Here is a 17,469-nt window from a genome sequence, read left to right on the forward strand (position 1 = left end):
GGAGAGTCCGGCCGATCACCACTGGTAGGTCAGCTTCGCGATCGCCTTGCGGCCTTCCGCGTAGAAGCAGCCCGACAGGCTGTAGCAGGCGGCGACATAGCGCGTATCGGCGACATTGGTGACGTTCAGTGCCAGGCGCCAATTGTCCCTGTTGTAGGCGAGCAAGAGATCGCCGACGGTGGAGGCGCCGACCTTGAACGTGTTGGCGTCGTCGCCCCAGGTCGCGCCGACATAGCGGATGCCGCCGCCGAACTGCACGCCGGCGAGCGGCCCGCTCGCGAGTGTGTAGTCGCTCCACAGCGAGGCGCGGTTGAGCGGCACCGTGGTCGGCGCCTTGCCGACATTGACCGGGTCTTGCGTGACCACGGCGTCGACATAGGCATAGGCGGCGCGCAGGTTCCAGCCGTCGGCGAGCGACATCGTGCCTTCCAGCTCGACGCCGCGCGATTTCACCTGGCCGAGCTGGTCGTAGTAGCCGACGGCGGGGACGTAGACCGCAACATTGTCGCGTGTCAGGTCAAACGCGGCCAACGTGAACAACGCGTTGAGGCCGACCGGCTGATACTTGACGCCGACCTCGTATTGCACGCCGGTCTCGGGATTGAGCAACTGTCCGGTCCGGCCGGGTGTGAGCAACGGCAGGAACGATTCGGAATAGCTGAAATAGGGCGCGATGCCGTTGTCGCAATTGTACATGACGGCGGCCCGGCCGGTGAACGCCGAGGCGTCGGTCGATGTCGTCGTGTTGGCAATGCCATTATCGTGCCGGGTGCTGACGAAATCCTGCCGGCCGCCGAGTTGGAACGAGAGCCGGCCCAGCTTGATCTGGTCCTGCGCATAGAGCCCGACCTGCGATTGCTTGATGCCGGTATTGTCGCTGAGGCTGCCGATGGTCCAGTCATAGGAGTAGACCGGATTAAAGACATTGATGGTCGGAAGCGAGGTCGTGACGCTGTAGGCGGTGTCTCGAAAATCGGTGTTGCGGTAGTCCAGGCCGACCAGCGTGGTATGGTTGAGGAAGCCGGTCGTGAACTTGCCTTGCAGCTGGTTGTCCACCGCGAACGAATTGATGTTCGAAACGCTGGTGCTGCCGTAGCGCGCCAGCGTGCCCGCAGGCTCGTCGGTATAGCCGCCGCCATAGAACACCTTCTCCAGATTGTGCTGCCAGGCGTAGCGCAGGTTCTGCCGGAAGGTGATGTCGTCGCTGAAGTCATGCGAGAGCTGATAGCCGGCGGTCGCAATCTCCGTGTTGAACGCATCGAAGCCTGGCACGCCGACGAAGCGGTTGACCGGGATGATGCGCCCGTCATTCGGCCACACTGTGCCCGATGCCGGCAGGAACTGCAGGCCCCAACCGGCCTGGTCACGCTGATAGTTCGCCAGCAGCGTGATGGTGGTGTCATCGTTCGGCTTGAAGGTGACGGCCGGCGCGATGAAAACGCGATTATCCTTGGTGAAATCGACCTGGGTCTCACCGTCGCGGACGACGCCGGTCAGGCGCCACAGCACGGTGCCATCCTTGTTGGCAGAGCCACCCACGTCGAACTGGCCTTGATAGCGGTTGAAGCTGCCGCCCGACATCGAGATCTCGCCGAACTCTCGCGCCGTCGGCAGCTTGGTGACGTAGTTGAGGATGCCCCCGGTGCCGCTGCCGCCATACATCGCCGACGACGGTCCCTTCAGCACTTCGAGCCGCTCGGCGCCGTAAGGCTCGAGCCCGTTGAAGTGCACGTAGTTGCTGGCGGGCACGCGCAGGCCGTCGAGATAGAGGCCGGGCATGGTCATGTCGAAGCCGCGGATCTGCAGACCGCCGAAGCGCGTATCCGAGCCGCCATTGACATCGCCACTGACGCCTGCGGTGTAGCGCAGCGCTTCGCCGATCGAGACCGCGCCTTGATTCCTGACCTGATCGGTCGTGATGACCGAGACCGATTGCGGCGTTTCGATCAGCGGCGTGTCGGTCTTGGTCGCGGTGCCCGAGCGGGTGGCGACGAAGCCGTGCACCGGACCATTGGCGCGCTCGCCGGTGCCAGCGCCTGACGATGCGGAGGCAGCCGAGGTAGCCTGCGGTGCGCGTGCCGCGCCGTTTGATCGTGCAGAGCGCGTCGTCGCCGTGCGCCGCGATGGCTGGGCCACGACGGGGCGCGCGCGCTTCTGCGGCGCATCGACATTGACGGGTGGCAACGACATCTGCGCGCGTGCGGCGCTGGTTGGCAGGGACAGCGCGAGTGTGCTGGCAGCGCCGAGGCAGATGGTCTGGGTCAACAGAAGTCGAATGCTGGAATGCGAGTGGAATGTTGGTGTCACGCTGCGAGCCCTAAAGATGCGCCGGCTTGGCCGGTAAGATTTTTGTGGGCCCGCTCTATCGCAGCCGTTTTCGCAGCACGATGGGGATGGCGCTGGAATACCTCCAGTCTGGAACTGTTCGAACGAGATGATCACTGAGATCGTTGGAGAAGGCCGTGGCGCTGCGACAATCTGCCTTGCGCGCGACGATGAGAAGATCGGTGCGATGCATGCCGAGCGCTTCTCATCCTCCGCGTTGCTCCGCCCTCATTCGCTTGCTAATTGTGGGCCATCGGCGGTTTGCATCGAAGGCCGATCAGGCAAGAGGACGGCGTGACGGAAGCGGAGAAGGCAAGGCAGGTGCACGCGGCGTTGCAGGCGGCGCAGGCCGAAACGCCCGATGCCGCGTTGCCGATCCTCAACAGCCTCATTGGCCTCGTGCGCAGCGACAGTGGCGACCAGCCGATCGAGGTCGAGGAGGCGCGCTCCAGCGCGTTTCTTGCGATCTGCGAGGTCGGCAAGGCGTTGCATCGTGGTCAGCCGGCCGGCCCGTTGTGGGCCGCGGCGATTGCCGCGACCGACCGCTGGCTGGCGTTGGTGACGTGACATAATCCGCCCTGCAAGGGGAGAGGCGGTCACATACGTGAGGCAATAATGCTGCGTGACCTTTCCCGCTCGCGGCGTAACAATTGCGGCCCAATCCTCCTATAATGGTCGAGCCTCATACCAGAGATCGACGGCCCGTCCCATGATCCTGTTCCTGCTCGCTTATCTGGGCGGTGTGCTGACCATCGTCAGCCCCTGCATCCTGCCGGTCATCCCGTTCGTTCTGGCGCGGGCGGACCGGCCGTTCCTGAGCAATGGCCTGCCGATGCTGGCCGGCATGGCGCTCGCGTTCGCGGTGGTCGCCTCGTTCGCGTCGGTCGCCGGCGGCTGGGTGGTGTCGGCCAATCAATACGGCCGGATCGCAGCCCTGATCCTGCTGGCCCTGTTCGGGCTGACGCTGTTGTTTCCCGCTCTCGCCGATCGCGCGATGGCGCCGCTGGTCCGCGTCGGCGCGCGCCTCTCGCAGGTTGGCGATGGAAAAACCGATGGTTCGCTCCTCGTGCCGCTCGTCCTCGGCGTGGCCACAGGTTTCCTGTGGGCGCCGTGCGCCGGTCCCATTCTCGGGCTGATCCTAACGGGCGCGGCGCTGAAGGGCGCGAACGCGACGACGACCTTGCTGCTCCTGACCTATGCCGCGGGCGCCGCGACATCATTGGCACTGGCGCTCGTCGTGGGCGGGCGGGTGTTCGCGGCGATGAAGCGCTCGATCGGCCTGGGTGAATGGATCAGGCGCGGGCTGGGCGCGGCGGTGCTGGTCGCGATCGCGGCGATCGCGCTCGGCCTCGACACCGGCGTCCTGACCAATCTCTCGCTGACTGGGACGAATGCGATCGAGCAGGGCCTGCTCGACCGGCTGCATCCGCGCCAGAACTCGGTCGCGATGACCGGGGGATCGGCGGAGCCGGCGGCGTCCGGAGCCGCAGATGCCGACCTGCAGTCGGAAGGCCCGATGCCGCCGCTCGATGGTGCCGTGCAATGGCTGAACTCGGCGCCGCTCTCGACCGAGAGCCTGAAGGGCAAGGTGGTCGTGGTCGACTTCTGGACCTATTCCTGCATCAACTGCCTGCGCTCCATTCCCTATGTGCGCGCGTGGGCGCAGAAATATCGCGATCACGGGCTGGTCGTGATTGGCGTGCATGCGCCCGAATTCGCGTTCGAGCGCGATGTCGGCAACGTGCGCAAGGCGATTTCGACCTTCAAGATCGACTATCCGGTCGCGGTCGACAACGACTACAAGATCTGGCAGGCGTTCGAGAACGAATATTGGCCGGCGCATTATTTCGTCGATGCCAGCGGCAATATCCGCCATCACCATTTCGGCGAGGGCGACTACGCGGAGTCCGAGCGGGTCATCCAGAAGCTGCTTAGCCAGGCCGGTCAGCGTGACGTTCCCGGCGGCATGGTCGCGGTGAATGCGTCGGGCGCGGAGGCGCCGTCCGTCGCGGCCGACGTCAAATCGCCGGAGACCTATCTCGGCTACGATCGCAGCAACCGGTTCGGATCGCCCGGCGGCATCGTGCAGGATGCCGCTCACACCTATGCCGCCGGCGAACTGCAGCTGAACGACTGGTCGCTTGTCGGCAACTGGACCATCGGTCCGGAACGCGCGACCTTGAACGAGCCGGACGGCAAGATCGTCTATCGCTTCCACGCACGCGACCTGCATCTGGTGCTCGGGCCGGCCGAGGAGGGACAGCCGATCCGGTTTCGCGTGGCCATTGACGGCAAGCCGCCAGCCGCTGCCCATGGCATGGATGTCGACGCCAATGGCGAGGGCAGCGTCACCGGCCAGCGGCTTTATCAGCTCATTCGCGACACCGGCCGCGTGGCGGACCACACCTTCGAAATCCAGTTCCTGGATCGCGGCGTGCAGGCCTACGCCTTCACGTTCGGCTGAGCTGATGCCGTTTGCGTTTCGGTGCAACTGAAGGTCCACGCTGCGAAACAACTGCTGTCCGTCATCCCCGCGTGTTTCGTCCTGATCGCTCTCGCGCCCGCTCAGGCGCAGCCTGCCCGCATCCCTGCGCATGTCTACGCGGCGGGAAGCCTGGTTGCGCCGCTCACGCAGGCGATCAGGGTCGCGGGCTTCGGTGCAACGGATATTGCCGATCCCACGTTCGGTCCTTCCGGCGGCTTGCGCGAGCGGATCGAGAGAGGGGAAGCCGCGGATCTCTATCTTTCGGCCAACATGGAGCATCCGCGTAGGCTGGCCGCACAGAGGCCGAAGACGCTCGTGATCCCGTTCGCGCGCAACAATCTCTGTCTGATCAGCCGCGACGCCGTCGGTCTCACGCAGGCCAATGCGATCGACAAGATGCTCGATCCCAATATGCGGCTGGCGACATCCACGCCGGGCATCGACCCCGGCGGCGACTACGCTTTTGCCGTGTTCAAGCGTGCCGAAAAGGTCCGCGCCGGCGCCGAAGCTGCGCTCAGCCGGAAGGCTTTGCGGCTGATCGGCGGTCCGACCGCCATGGCGCCGATCGACGGCCACACGCCCCCCGCCAGCATCTTCCTCGCCGATCAGGCGGACATCCTGCTGTCATACTGCAGCGGCGACGAGCAGATCCTCAGCGAAGTGCCGGGACTGGAAGTATCGCGATTGCCGCCGGAGATCGACGTCGTCGCGACCTATGGGCTGGCGCTGCTCACGGACAATCCGGCCGCCGCGCGTCTTGCGCTGTTCCTGCTCTCGGACAAGGGGCAGGACATCCTTGCGCGAAACGGCCTTGCAAGGATAGTCCCGGGCGAGCAATGAGTGCTGGCTCGCCACAAGTCGGCTGAAGGGGAGCCGGCTTGTGCAGCCTCTTGGCCGTGCGTCAGCGCCCGGCGGCATCCACCAGCAGCCGAACGCCGAGCCCGGCCATCACACCGCTGACGGCGCGGTCGATCCAGGACTTCGAGCGCAGATAGGCGCTGCGCGGCCGATCCGACGAGAAGATGATGGCGACGATCACGTACCATCCGGCCTCCAGTGCGAAGATCAGCGGCGGAAGCAGGGCGAGCAACCAGAACGGCGGGGCGGGCGGCAGCAGGGCGGCGAACACGCTGCCATAGACAATCGCGGCCTTGGGATTGCTGATCTGCGTGGCAAGGCCGAGCCAGAACGTGCGCGCGACGCTTGACGGCGCCATCGAGGTTGCGGGCGCGATCGCGAACGGACGCGGTGCGCCCTGCCACAGTCGGACGGCGATATAGATCAGATAGGCGCCACCGACGATCTTGAGGATCAGATAGAGCCACGTGACCTGCATCAGCAGGGCCTGCAGGCCGACCAGCGCCAGTGATGCAAACGCCACGCCGCCGACGCCCATCCCGAGCGCCGACGCCACGCCGTGGCGCCGCGACCGGGCGATCGAGGTATGCGCCACCATCACGAAGCTCGGCCCGGGCGAGATCACGCCAAGCAGCAACGAGCCCAGGATCGCAACAAGAACGACGGCAGTGCTCACTTCATCCTCCAAGTCGATAGCGCCGGCCGCGCGCCGGACATTGATGGTGCAATATGGCAAAGCGGCTTCAATGTCACACCGCAATAGAGACACGTACGGCAATTCGCATCCGCCTCCACGCGGTGGCTCCTGCGGATCGTCGCGGGGGTCGTAGCGCGCTCCGGACCAAGCTTTGCGTGAGTCGGCCTGCCGCAGATACTCACAAGTCGGAGAACCCCGGATGTCTCAGTTACGAAAGTAACAATCCGATTGCCGGCTGCGCGCCTTACACCGCGGCGTCGAGCCGATCGAGAAACGCGCGCACCGTGTGTACCGATCCGGTCTCGGCCGGCTGATAACCCGGCAGCGCCGCGATCGCCTGGTGGAATTCGGCGCCCTTCATCAACGCAATCACGCGGCGCATGGGCTCGGTCTCGAGAAACGTCTGCCGGCAGACGAAGAAATAATCCTCGGTGAGGATGCGGATGAAATCGAGCCCGAACTGCCGGGCGGCGGCCTCGACGCCGAAACTCGCATCCGCCATGTCGCTGGCGACATAGGCGGCCACGGCGGCGTGGGTGAATTCGATCTGCTGCGCGCCCTTGATGTCGGTAGCATCGATGCCGTGCAGCGCGAGCAACTGGTCGAACAGGATGCGCGTGCCGGAATCATGATCGCGGTTGACGAAGCGCGCCTTGCTGGTGGCGAGATCGGCAAGTCCGTTGATGCCGAGTGGATTGCCGCGCTTGACCATCAACCCCATCTCGCGGGTCACGAAGCTAATCACGCGATCCTGCTTCGGATCGAGCCATTCGCGGCACGCCTTGATGCCTTGCGCGCGTAATTCGCCGCGCGGCAGATGCAGGCCCGAGAGATCGCAGGCGCCTTGCGCCAGCGACACCAGCGAATGCTGGCTCGAGACATAGCGAAGATCGACGCCGATGCCGGGTTCGCGATCCAAGAGCTCGCGCAGCTTCGCCACCGCAAAGCCGTGGCTCGCATGCACGCGGATCACGGAAGGGCGCTGCTGCAGGAACGGCTTGATCTCGGTGGCAAGCTCCTGCGCCAGATTCTCGAGCTGTGGGCCGAGCCGGGCCTGCATGCGCTCCCCGGCCCACACCAGCTTCTCGCCAAAGGCGGACAGACGCGAGCCCTTGCCGCGCTGGGTCTCCACAAGCGGCACGCCGAAGAACGCGGACCATTGCTCGATCAGATTCCAGACATGGCGATAGGAGAGGTGGGCGTCGCTGGCGGCAGAGGTGATCTTGCCGGTCTTCCTGATCTCGCTGAGCACGCCGAGCATCACCACGATGCTCTGCGGATGGCCATCCCTGTGAAAGCGCCAGACAGGTTCGATCTCGATCCGCAGCATCTGTGTTCCTTATGAAGGCGAGTTCATATCTCGCGCGAGGATAGGCAGAAGATATCATATTTACGGTCAAACATTTCCTTCTATCTTGGCATACAAGATACGGAGGAAATATGATGTCGACTGCATATGATTATGACCGGCAATCGGCCGCCGAAGCCTGGCTCGCCAAGCCGTTGAAACTTCTGATTGATGGCCGGCATGTGCCGTCGGTATCAGGGCGCAGCTTCAAATCGCTCAATCCCGCGACCGAGCAGGTCATCGCCACCGTGGCCGAAGGTGGTGCCGAGGATGTGGATCGCGCGGTTGCCGCCGCCCGGCGCGCCTTCGAGGGACCCTGGCGCACGATGCGCGCGTCCGAGCGCGGACAGATCCTCTTGCGATGGGCGCAGCTGCTGCGCGACCATGCCGAGGAGATCGTCGAGCTCGAAAGCCTCGACGCCGGCAAGCCGATCGCCGCCACCTTGCGACAGGACTTCCCGGCCGCGATCGATACGCTCACTTACTACGCCGGCTGGGCCGACAAGATCAGTGGCGACGTCGTCACGACGCGCGACGATGCGCTGACCTACACGGTGCGAGAGCCGGTCGGCGTGGTCGCCGCGATCGTGCCGTGGAATTTCCCGCTGATGATCGGGATGTGGAAGCTGGCGCCGGCGCTGGCCTGCGGCTGCACGGTGGTGATGAAGCCGGCCGAGCTGACCTCGCTGTCGGCGCTGCGGATCGGCGAGCTCGCGATTCAGGCCGGCCTGCCGGCGGGCGTGCTCAATATCGTGACTGGCCCCGGACGCGTGGTCGGCGATGCGCTGGTCAACCACCCAGACGTGGACAAGGTGACCTTCACCGGATCGCCCGGCGTCGGCCGCGGCATCATGAAGGGCGCAGCGGGCAACTTCAAACGCGTCTCGCTGGAGCTCGGCGGCAAGTCGGCCAACGTGATCTTCAACGATGCAGACCTCGATGCGGCGGCGAAAGCTGCAGCGGCCGGCATCTTCTTCAACGCTGGCCAGGTCTGCTCGGCCGGCTCGCGCGTCCTGGTGCAGGAGGGCGTCTATGACGCGGTGGTCGAGCGGCTCGCCGACCGGGCGCAAAGCTTGCGCATCGGCGACACGCTCGATCGCGGCACGTCGCTTGGTCCCGTCATCTCCGAGAAGCAGATGCGCAGCATCCTCGACTACATCGACATCGGGCAGAAAGAGGGCGCTTCGCTGGTGACCGGCGGCGAACGCGTCGGCGGTCGCGGCTACTTCATCAGCCCGACGGTGTTCGCCGGCGTCAAGCACGAGATGCGGATCTCGCAGGAGGAGATTTTTGGCCCCGTCGTCAGCGTCATCAAGTTCAAGGATGAAGCTGACGCGCTGCGGATCGCCAACGGCACGGCCTACAGCTTGGCTGCCGGCGTCTGGAGCCGCGACATGGGCCGCGTGCAGCGTTTCGCCAAACGGGCGCGCGCCGGTACGGTATGGATCAACACCTATGGCTACACCGATGTGCGGCTGCCCTGGGGCGGCGAGCGCGACTCCGGCCTTGGCCGCGAGCACGGCACCGCAGCGCTGGAGAATTTTACCGAGCCGAAGGCGGTGTGGATGAATCTCAACGTGTGACCCGCAATCTCTGTCATTGCGAGCCAACGGGTCCGCGCGAACGCGCGGCCCGATGACAGGCTCCGCGACGTGTCCGCCATAGCCGAAGGGCGACGGCGGAAGCAATCCAGGGCCGCGCAAAGATTCTGGATTGCTTCGTCGCTGACGCTCCTCGCAACGACGAGACGGTTCATACGCGAAGGATGTAGCCCGGGTGAGCGAAGCGATACCCGGGGCCTGTGCCCGTGACCCCCCGGGTGTCGCTCCGCTCACCCGGGCTACAAGACTGCACCCGTTAACGCCGGCTTAGTGGCGCGTCTTTGCGAGCGAAGCGACGTGTCCGCCATAGCCCGAAGGGCGACGGCGGAAGCAATCCAGAATCTCGCACGAACTAAGACTGGATTGCTTCGGAGCTTACGCTCCTCGCATTGACGAATGTCAATTCGTCCGTCGTTTTTCATTTGCCCGCAGGCGCCGCACGCCAGGCGACGTCGAGCGCCGGGCTTACGCGCGCGACACGATGATCGCGATCGGGCCGCCGCCGTCGGGGCCCTGGTGCTCGGCACCGCCGGAGACGAACAGGTCGGTGAAGCCGAACAGGCCGGCGAGCGCGCCGCCGACAAAGGCGCGGGCGTGGCGCGTGGAAGAGATGTCGCTGTCGTCGAGCATGGTATGGCGGCGCCTGCGCACTTGGCCCGATTGCGCGGCTTCCGCCTTCGCCAGCACCGCAGCAATGCGGCCGCGTTCGGCTGCCGGCACCTGTCCGGCGATCGGCAGCCCCAGCCGCGCGAGCGCCAACCGCGCCGGCTCGATATCGATCGCGTCACCCATCACGGCATGATCGATCGCGAGCGGCCCGCGCCACGCGCTCGACATGCCGGCGACCATGATCTCGTGATCAAGCAGCTCGACACCGCCAGAGGTCGCGGCGCGTCCGCAATGGACGGAATAATCCCGGCAGATCATCTCGTCGGAGAGCTGCCCTGGCGATATCTCGCCAAGTGCGACGCCAACGCCAAGTGCCGAAGCTCCGCGCGAGAATCCCATCGATTTCAGCGTGTCACGCACCACGGTGCGGGCGCCGTGCGCTTCCGCTGCCTCGATGCGCTCCATCGTCAGCAGCGGGCATTTCACCTGCACATAATGGACGTCGTTGGGATCGGCGATCCCGGCATCTGCCATCGCGGCGCGAACGCCCTCGGCAACCTGCTCGACCTGCGCGATGCGGCCGAGATGCTCGCTTGCCAGCACCGGCGTACGCGCCCGTCCCAGCGCGAGCGATGTCGCGAACGGCCCATCTGCATCACCCTCCGTGGCCTGCCGCGTCTCGAACACGATCATGTGCGGCGACAGCGCGCCCTCGGTGCCGCCCGACATCACCATCGCGATCTCTCCCACGGCTTTCGGGTCGATATGCGCCGCGAGCGCCTGCTGCAACGCGCGGACCGCAAAAGCGCGGGTGAAATCGTTGACGCAGCCATTGCCCTCGGTCTTGCCGAGAATCGCGACGATGCCCTTGGGGTCGATGTCGCCGCGGCCGATCGCCGCCACCAGCGCGCCGGTGTCGTCGGGGCTGCGCATCGGCAGGCGGTGGACATAAGCGCGGCGGAACATGGAAGGCATGAGCAACCTCTGGAGTGGCGGCAGTTGAGGTTATGCGACGATGCCGAGGCGGTGCAATGCAGGGCATGACCGTGATAGGCTGAGGCGGCTGAAGTCTCTGGTCTCTTATCAGGTGCGTTGCCATGCCTCTCTGGTCCTGCTCCCAATGCGGCGCGCAGTTTCCCGACGCCGCCCATCCGCCGACTGCCTGCCTGATCTGCGAGGACGAGCGGCAGTTCGTGAACTGGAGCGGGCAGAGCTTCCTCAGCCGCGAAGAGATGTCGCAGCGGCACAGGCTGATCTGGCGCGACGATCTCGGGTTGACCGGCCTGCAGGTCGAGCCGAGCTTTGCGATCGGCCAGCGCGCATTGCTGGTGCGTGAGCCCGACGGCTGCGTGATGTGGGATTGCGTGCCGCTCGCGACGGACGAGGCGATCGCCCACCTGCGTGCGCTCGGCGGCTTGAAGGCGATCGCGATCTCGCATCCGCATTACTATGGGGCGGTGGCCGATTGGAGCGAGGCGTTCGGCGGCGTGCCGGCCTATCTGCACGGCGAGGACCGTGCCTTCGTCACGCGGCCACACCCTTCCATCGTGCCCTGGACCGGCGACAGCTTGCAGATCTCCGACGACATCCGGCTGCATCGGACCGGCGGGCATTTCCCCGGCGCGTCCGTGCTGCATTGGCGCAAGGGTGCGGAGGGCAAGGGCGCGCTGCTGGTCGGCGACATCGCCATGGTGGCGATGGATCGCCGCCACGTCAGCTTCATGTATTCCTATCCGAACTACATCCCGCTCGGCGCCGCCGCCGTGCGCCGCATTGCCGATGTGACAGCACCGCTCGGCTTCGATCGCGTCTACGGTGCCTGGTGGGAGCGCAACATCGAATCGGATGCGAAGGCAGCATTCGAGTCGTCAGTGAAGCGCTATCTCGCCGCGATCGCGTGAGGTGCCCTGGGCCGAAGCTCCGAATTCCACTGTCGTCCCGGCCTTGCGCCATACTCCGCGGCCGTCGGTCGTTGCCTGCGTAGCCCGGATGAGCGATAGCGATATCCGGGATCACCGAAAGGGTACCCGCACGTCGCTGTGCTCATGCGGGCTACCGCAGTCATACCGCCGCTAGCCCTCTCTTCACCCCTCTCGCGACAACGACATTGCCGATCGCACTACACGCCATCAGCCGCAGGTCACCAGGAACACCGACCTCGCCGATATGGCCGCCGACATAGCCGCCGGCGCTGCGGTGAAGAAGGTCGCGCCGAAGGCCATGCCGGACCATTTGCAAGATCGCGGCATGGTCGCTGACGCCGAGCTCTTCGACATAGAGCGGCAGTATTGGCTGACTATCGTCGGGACTACGGCCTGTGGGCATAGGTCACGACCTCCCGGGACAAACGCCCCAGTTGCATGACTGGTTGTCGATGAGCGAAGCGATCTGCCGGGCGCTCGATCGCGTGTGGACTACGCTGACGCGGAATAGTCTGTACGGATTGCGAACTGTCGCTCCACACGGTGCGACGCGTGCTTCCGCGGCTCGCTCTCAGGCCGCGAGCAGCGACACCGTAAGCACCAGCCCCGCAAGGTAGGTGACCAATGCGCCGATGAAGCGAAGTGGATTGGCCAGATTGAGCGGGCCACCCCACAACAGGCCGGCGGCAATCAGCAGGCGGGCCAGTGTGGCGATCACGATCGTGACGTTGATCCAGACGGGGGCGCCACGCGCCGCGTACCATAGGAATAGCGCGGCCAGGAAAGGCGCGTACTCGGCGGTGTTGCCGTGCGCACGTACCGCATGGTGCACCGGGTCGTCGGCCCCCAGATCATGACCGATGCCTTTGGCGTAGCGCTTGCGCGTCACCGAGACGTTGAGACCGAGCCCGAACAGCAACAGGCCGAGCACGACGGTGCAGACAACGGCGATGTTCATCGATACGGCCCCCCGGTCAAACGATGATCACTGCAAGCTAGCAGGTTCGACCGGCCATAGGCCAGCCCGGCTCAACCTGTTTGTTCGAGCGCCAGACCGGCGCTGCCGCGAGGGACCGATTTGCCCGACGGGCGTGGTTTGCAAAGCCTGTCCAGCCCTTCGGATAAAAAGAATAAGCTTGCGTCGTCGGGCAAATCAGCTGCACATTTCCGCCCGTCTCGGCCCGGCCAAGAGGGGCGCTTCGCGATCGTCACGAACGTTGGGCCGTAGATGCGGTGGACGTGTCATGTCGCAGCGTGTGCTTCACACGCGGACGAACGGCATGATGCGGACGGCGAAATCGTGTGGTCCTGGCATCCCGTTGCTGATGCCCAGCGCAACGCGCCTCGCGCGTTGTCGCGACACGGGGGCAAGAACGCCGGTCCTCGAGGAGAGCACGTATAAGCGTTAAAACCGCCGCGCAGGGAAGGCCGGTTGTTCGGCTCGTACCAGTGGTTCTGCCGCGTGCTTTCTTGTTGCACGCGGAGCATGGGTGCGGCCTGCACCCGGCCTTCCCTGCGCCCTCTGCTCATTCGAGGGCGGCCGCGTTCGCAAAGCTCGGGCAGATCATGCCGCGAGGATGCGATCGTCTGTCCTCAGTTATTTGACATTCGAATAGGAACCAGCCTCAGCCGTCATTGCGAGGAGCAAGGCGACGAAGCAATCCAGGGTGAAGTGACCGCAAGGCTGGATTGCTTCCGCCGTCGCCCTTCGGGCTATGGCGGACATGTCGCGGAGCCTGTCATCGGGCCGCGCGTTCGCGCGGACCCGTTGGCTCGTAATGACGGCAGAGCGTTCCGTGCAGCTCACACCTCTACCGTCTCGCCGCGCATCGCGATCACCGAGATCAGCCCGAGCCCGACGCCGATCATCACATAATAGATCGGCGCCAGCGCCGAGCCGGTCAGCGCGATCAGCCAGGTGACGAAGAACTGCGCGAAGCCACCGGAGATCAGGACTGCGACGTTGTTGACGATCGACAGCGAGGTCGAGCGGATGCGCACCGGAAACAGCTCGACCAAAGTGGTGCAGTAGACGCCGAGGAAGCAGGCGCCGAAAAAGCCGATCACGACCTGGCAGACCAGGAGCTTGCCGATCGACGGCGCGGCGATCACCCAGGCATAGAGCGGGTACAGCAGCACGAAATAGCCGATCAGCGAGATAAGCAGCAGCGGCTTGCGCGGATAGCGGTCGGCGGCGGCACCGGCAAGCGGCACAACGATCACCATCACGATCGCCGCGATCATCTGCACCAGGAAGCTCTCCATCAGCGGCAGCTTCAGCACCTCCTTGGCGTAGGTGACCGTATAGCCGAAGGTGACGTAGAAGGAGACCGCGCTCGCGACCACCATGCCCATGCCGACCAGATAGTTGCGGCCGGGATAGGCCAGCGCGGCGCCGAAGCGCTCCTTGTGGGCGGAGGCGCGGGCCTGCCGCGATGCCTCGGGCTCGACGATGCGGGCGCGCATCACGAACAGGATCGGCACGATGATGAGGCCGACGATGAACGGGATGCGCCAGGCGCCGGCATTGAGCTGGTCCTGGGTGAAGGTGAGCGTCAGCATGGCGCCGAGCACGGCGCCCAGCACATTGGCCATCAACTGTCCGGCAATCTGCCAGGAGCCGTAAAAGCCGGTGCGACCGGGCGGTGCCGCCTCGATCAGGTAGGCCGTCGAGGTGCCGAACTCGCCGCCGACCGAAAAACCCTGCAGCAGGCGAGCGAGCAGCACGATGAGCGGCGCGGCGATTCCCGCGGTGGCGTAGGTCGGTGTCAGCGCGAGCAGCGCGACCGACAGCGCCATCAGCGCCATGCCGAGCGTCATTGCCGCCTTCCGTCCCCGGATGTCGCCGAAATAACCGAGCACGATGCCGCCCACCGGCCGCATGAAGAAGCCGGTGCCGAACAGCGCGGTGGTGAGCAGCAGCGCATTGATCTCGCTGCCGGGCACTCTGGGATCGACCGGGAAGAACAGGTTCTTGATGACGGGGGTCATCAGCGCGAACACCGTGAAATCGTACCACTCCATCGCATTGCCGGCGATTGCCGCCACGATGGCCGTCCTGTTCGTCGTCTGCATGTGCGAATGCCCCGTGGAAGCGAATGAGTTGAGAATGTCTATGAGGGAATGCCGAGATGAGATGCGTGCGCCGGCTCTGCGTCGGCATCGGTCCATTCGTCGCCAAGGATCTCGGGCGTTGCAAACGCCTTGAGGTTCTCGAAATGGCGCGCGCGATCCTCGACGAACAGGCGGCGGACGATGCCGCGCGCCAGCCGGTCGGCGCCTTCGCTGATCGCGGGAATGTCGCCGGAGAGCTTGCCGTGGCTCATCGTCGCCGGATAGTTGAAACAGTGCAGGCGCGCCAGCGCGGGGCAGGTGCCGGGCACCTTCTCCAGGAATTCGAAGGCCTCGCCGAGATCGGGCGAGGTCTCGAGCTCGACATTGTCCATGCCGTGCGGCGCTACGAAGCGATCGCGCCACAGCCGGATGTGAGGCGCGAACGCGGCGAGCTCCGGCCGCAGCGCGAGGTCGACCTTGAAGCCGGTGCCGAAGATGATGAAGTCGGTCGCGTAGCGGCCCTTGGGCGTGGTCACGACGATCTGCTCACCGTCCATGCCGAGATCGGTTATTGGGCTTGCGAGGTGAAAATGCGCCTGCGGAAACGCCGAGACGCGCAGCACGCTCGGCCGGGGCGGCGGTGTCTGAGCCTTGAGGGTGTGGTCGAGGAAGTGCCACTTCCATTCGTCTGGCAGGCCCGCAAAGCCGTGCACGACGCCCTGGCTGCCGATGCCGGTGAACTTGTTGACGCGCGGAATGTCCGCGCGGCGGATGAACAGGTCGAGCCGGCCAGCTCCCGCCTCCAGTGCGGTCGCGGCGTTGTCCATGGCGGATGCACCGGCGCCAACCACGGCCACGCGCTTGCCAGCGAGCGCAGCAAATTCGATGGGTTCGGCGGTATGGGCCCAGAACCGGCGATCGATCTTCTCAGCGATATCGGGCACGGAGGGGCCGCCGAGACCGTCGCGGCCGGTGGCCAGCACGACATGGCGCGCCAGCAGGCGCCGCGGCGCGCCGCCTTCGGCGATGTCGAGCGCGAGCAGGTCGTCAGACCGCCCATGAATGGCGGTGACGCTGACCTCGTTGCGAACGGGCAGGTTCAGCACCTTGCGGTACCAGATGAGGTAATCCATCCACAGCGTGCGCGGCGCGCGGTCGAGCTTCTGCCACGCCTCCCTGCCGAACTGCGCTTCGTAGAAGGCGCGGAAGGTCAGCGCCGGCAGGCCAATCGCCGGACCGGTCAATTCCTTCGGCGAGCGCAGGGTTCGCATGCGGGCGTAGGTGACCCACGGCCCCTCGCGGCCGGCCGCGGCGCGATCGAGCACCAGGTGGTTGTCGACGCCCATGCGTTTGAAGAGGCCGGAGGCGGTGAGGCCGGCCATGCCGGCGCCTATGATGACGACGTCGATCACGTCCTGTCCGTCGACGACGCGGCGCGGCACCCAGGATTTCGCCGGCCATTCCAGCCAGGCGAGATCCTGGCGCAGGCGCTCCTCGAGGGCCGCAAGGCCGGCGGCGTCGGGCGTCATCGCTATCATCTACTCGGTGCTCTCGAACTGGTCGGCATGATCGGTGAAATCGTCGAGCGCGGCGGCGCCCTCATGCAGCTTGGCGCCCGGCATCAGCGTGATCGCTGCGCGCAGCGCATCGTTCAGTGCGGCGACAGTTGGAGTCAGTTCGCGGCCCGCAGGCGAGATCGCGGCGAACAGGAACGGGATCGTCGCGTCGAGGCGGCGCGTCACGACGCCGTCCAGCTGCAGGCTGGCGGTCAAGACGGGCTCGACGATGGCGATGCCAAGCGACTGCTTGGCCATCGCAATCGCGGTCAGCGAGGCGTTTGTGTCTATCAGCTCGGTCGGCGCGACGCCCGCGCGCTCCAGCGCGGTCTCGACCCGCCGCCGCAGCCGATACGGATTGGCCATGGTCAGCAGGCGGCGACCGTTGAGATCCTTGAGCCGGATCACCTTCTTCTTTGCCAGCGGATGATCGGCGGCCAGGCACGCGACGCACGGCACCTCGCAGACCCATTGGATGTCGAGGCCGGGATGCTGAACCGGCAGGCTGGCGAGGCCGAAATCGACCGATTGCGCCAGCACCGACTGGACAACGTTCTCCGCCGACAGCGCCTGGACATGGACCTGGCTCGGCATCAGGCCGCGGTCGACAGTGGCGAGTGCGACCGGCACGATGCCGGCGGCGAGCGCAGGGATCGCAGCGAGGCTGAGCACGGGCAGGGCGCCGGCGCCGATCGCGTCCGCGCGCTCGCGAATGTGCTTCAGCCCGCGCAGCAGCCGCTCGACCTCGGCGTGGAACAGGATGCCCTTCGGCGTCGGGCTGATGCGCGGGCCGTTGCGCGAGAACAAGAGATAGCCGACGTCAGCCTCGAGATCCTGGATCTGCCGCGTTACCACCGGCTGCGAGCGGCCGAGCAGCTTCGCCGCGCCGGTGATGCTGCCGGCCGACATCACCGCGGCAAAGGCTTCGAGCAGCCTGATATCGATCACCTCATCATGCATAAGCTGGATTATCCATCAATATGCATTTGCCGAAAGCATAAAGTTTCGTCTCGT

General features: G+C 65.5%; 14 protein-coding genes. 5 read left to right on the forward strand and 9 right to left on the reverse strand.

All coding sequences use genetic code 11. The annotated features are described in order from the left end of the window. Positions 1–15: 15 nt before the first annotated feature. Entirely contained in the window at positions 16–2,004 is a 1,989-nt protein-coding gene (locus P6U24_RS08350; RefSeq protein ID WP_407160392.1) for a TonB-dependent siderophore receptor, read from the reverse strand. Positions 2,005–2,619: 615 nt separating this feature from the next. Here P6U24_RS08350 and P6U24_RS08355 point away from each other — a divergent pair. The 3 genes from P6U24_RS08355 to P6U24_RS08365 all read left to right on the forward strand — a co-directional run bounded on the left by P6U24_RS08355 (position 2,620) and on the right by P6U24_RS08365 (position 5,650). Then, on the forward strand, positions 2,620–2,892 hold the full coding sequence (locus tag P6U24_RS08355; protein ID WP_407158665.1) for a hypothetical protein: 273 nt from the start codon (positions 2,620–2,622) through the stop codon (positions 2,890–2,892). Positions 2,893–3,034: 142 nt separating this feature from the next. After that, positions 3,035–4,789: a cytochrome c biogenesis protein DipZ gene (locus tag P6U24_RS08360; RefSeq protein WP_407158666.1), complete on the forward strand. Its 1,755-nt coding sequence runs from the start codon at positions 3,035–3,037 to the stop codon at positions 4,787–4,789. Between the two features lie 21 nt (positions 4,790–4,810). Continuing rightward, entirely contained in the window at positions 4,811–5,650 is an 840-nt protein-coding gene (locus tag P6U24_RS08365) for a substrate-binding domain-containing protein (RefSeq protein WP_407158667.1), read from the forward strand. 61 nt (positions 5,651–5,711) lie between these two features. Here the strand turns inward: P6U24_RS08365 and P6U24_RS08370 are convergent, their stop codons facing one another. Further along, positions 5,712–6,344 (reverse strand): LysE family translocator, encoded by a 633-nt coding sequence (locus P6U24_RS08370; protein WP_407158668.1) that lies wholly within the window; start codon positions 6,342–6,344, stop codon positions 5,712–5,714. A gap of 265 nt (positions 6,345–6,609) precedes the next feature. Further along, on the reverse strand, positions 6,610–7,695 hold the full coding sequence (locus P6U24_RS08375; RefSeq protein WP_407158669.1) for a substrate-binding domain-containing protein: 1,086 nt from the start codon (positions 7,693–7,695) through the stop codon (positions 6,610–6,612). Positions 7,696–7,808: 113 nt separating this feature from the next. Here P6U24_RS08375 and P6U24_RS08380 point away from each other — a divergent pair, with 113 nt between their 5' ends. Next, positions 7,809–9,296: an aldehyde dehydrogenase family protein gene (locus P6U24_RS08380; RefSeq protein WP_407160393.1), complete on the forward strand. Its 1,488-nt coding sequence runs from the start codon at positions 7,809–7,811 to the stop codon at positions 9,294–9,296. A 483-nt stretch (positions 9,297–9,779) separates the two neighbouring features. On the opposite strand, the gene P6U24_RS08385 is transcribed toward P6U24_RS08380, so the two are convergent. Then, on the reverse strand, positions 9,780–10,898 hold the full coding sequence (locus P6U24_RS08385) for a ring-opening amidohydrolase (RefSeq protein ID WP_407158670.1): 1,119 nt from the start codon (positions 10,896–10,898) through the stop codon (positions 9,780–9,782). Between the two features lie 122 nt (positions 10,899–11,020). Between P6U24_RS08385 and P6U24_RS08390 the strand changes: the two genes are divergently transcribed. Beyond that, complete coding sequence (locus P6U24_RS08390; protein WP_407158671.1) at positions 11,021–11,824, forward strand: MBL fold metallo-hydrolase; 804 nt, start codon at positions 11,021–11,023, stop codon at positions 11,822–11,824. A gap of 160 nt (positions 11,825–11,984) precedes the next feature. On the opposite strand, the gene P6U24_RS08395 is transcribed toward P6U24_RS08390, so the two are convergent. The 5 genes from P6U24_RS08395 to P6U24_RS08415 form a co-directional block, all read right to left on the reverse strand. Then, entirely contained in the window at positions 11,985–12,248 is a 264-nt protein-coding gene (locus tag P6U24_RS08395) for a hypothetical protein (RefSeq protein WP_407160821.1), read from the reverse strand. Positions 12,249–12,416: 168 nt separating this feature from the next. Next, on the reverse strand, positions 12,417–12,803 hold the full coding sequence (locus P6U24_RS08400) for an MAPEG family protein (RefSeq protein ID WP_407158672.1): 387 nt from the start codon (positions 12,801–12,803) through the stop codon (positions 12,417–12,419). Between the two features lie 845 nt (positions 12,804–13,648). Then, on the reverse strand, positions 13,649–14,920 hold the full coding sequence (locus P6U24_RS08405) for a citrate-proton symporter (protein ID WP_407158673.1): 1,272 nt from the start codon (positions 14,918–14,920) through the stop codon (positions 13,649–13,651). Between the two features lie 38 nt (positions 14,921–14,958). Further along, entirely contained in the window at positions 14,959–16,437 is a 1,479-nt protein-coding gene (locus tag P6U24_RS08410; protein WP_407158674.1) for an NAD(P)-binding domain-containing protein, read from the reverse strand. After that, a complete protein-coding gene (locus tag P6U24_RS08415; protein WP_407158675.1) occupies positions 16,438–17,415 on the reverse strand; it encodes a LysR family transcriptional regulator in 978 nt (325 codons plus the stop codon). Between the last annotated feature and the right edge of the window lie 54 nt (positions 17,416–17,469).

Origin of the sequence: Bradyrhizobium sp. STM 3557 (assembly GCF_045571465.1) — a bacterium.
GTDB lineage: Bacteria > Pseudomonadota > Alphaproteobacteria > Rhizobiales > Xanthobacteraceae > Bradyrhizobium.

What these genes read in the sequence shown, in the direction of transcription:
- P6U24_RS08380 (WP_407160393.1), top strand. Translation starts at nt 7,809, where the DNA reads ATGTCGACTGCATATGATTATGACCGGCAATCGGCCGCCGAAGCCTGG.
- P6U24_RS08405 (WP_407158673.1), bottom strand. Translation starts at nt 14,920, where the DNA reads ATGCAGACGACGAACAGGACGGCCATCGTGGCGGCAATCGCCGGCAAT.
- P6U24_RS08395 (WP_407160821.1), bottom strand. Translation starts at nt 12,248, where the DNA reads ATGCCCACAGGCCGTAGTCCCGACGATAGTCAGCCAATACTGCCGCTC.
- P6U24_RS08375 (WP_407158669.1), bottom strand. Translation starts at nt 7,695, where the DNA reads ATGCTGCGGATCGAGATCGAACCTGTCTGGCGCTTTCACAGGGATGGC.
- P6U24_RS08360 (WP_407158666.1), top strand. Translation starts at nt 3,035, where the DNA reads ATGATCCTGTTCCTGCTCGCTTATCTGGGCGGTGTGCTGACCATCGTC.
- P6U24_RS08390 (WP_407158671.1), top strand. Translation starts at nt 11,021, where the DNA reads ATGCCTCTCTGGTCCTGCTCCCAATGCGGCGCGCAGTTTCCCGACGCC.
- P6U24_RS08410 (WP_407158674.1), bottom strand. Translation starts at nt 16,437, where the DNA reads ATGATAGCGATGACGCCCGACGCCGCCGGCCTTGCGGCCCTCGAGGAG.
- P6U24_RS08385 (WP_407158670.1), bottom strand. Translation starts at nt 10,898, where the DNA reads ATGCCTTCCATGTTCCGCCGCGCTTATGTCCACCGCCTGCCGATGCGC.
- P6U24_RS08400 (WP_407158672.1), bottom strand. Translation starts at nt 12,803, where the DNA reads ATGAACATCGCCGTTGTCTGCACCGTCGTGCTCGGCCTGTTGCTGTTC.
- P6U24_RS08415 (WP_407158675.1), bottom strand. Translation starts at nt 17,415, where the DNA reads ATGCATGATGAGGTGATCGATATCAGGCTGCTCGAAGCCTTTGCCGCG.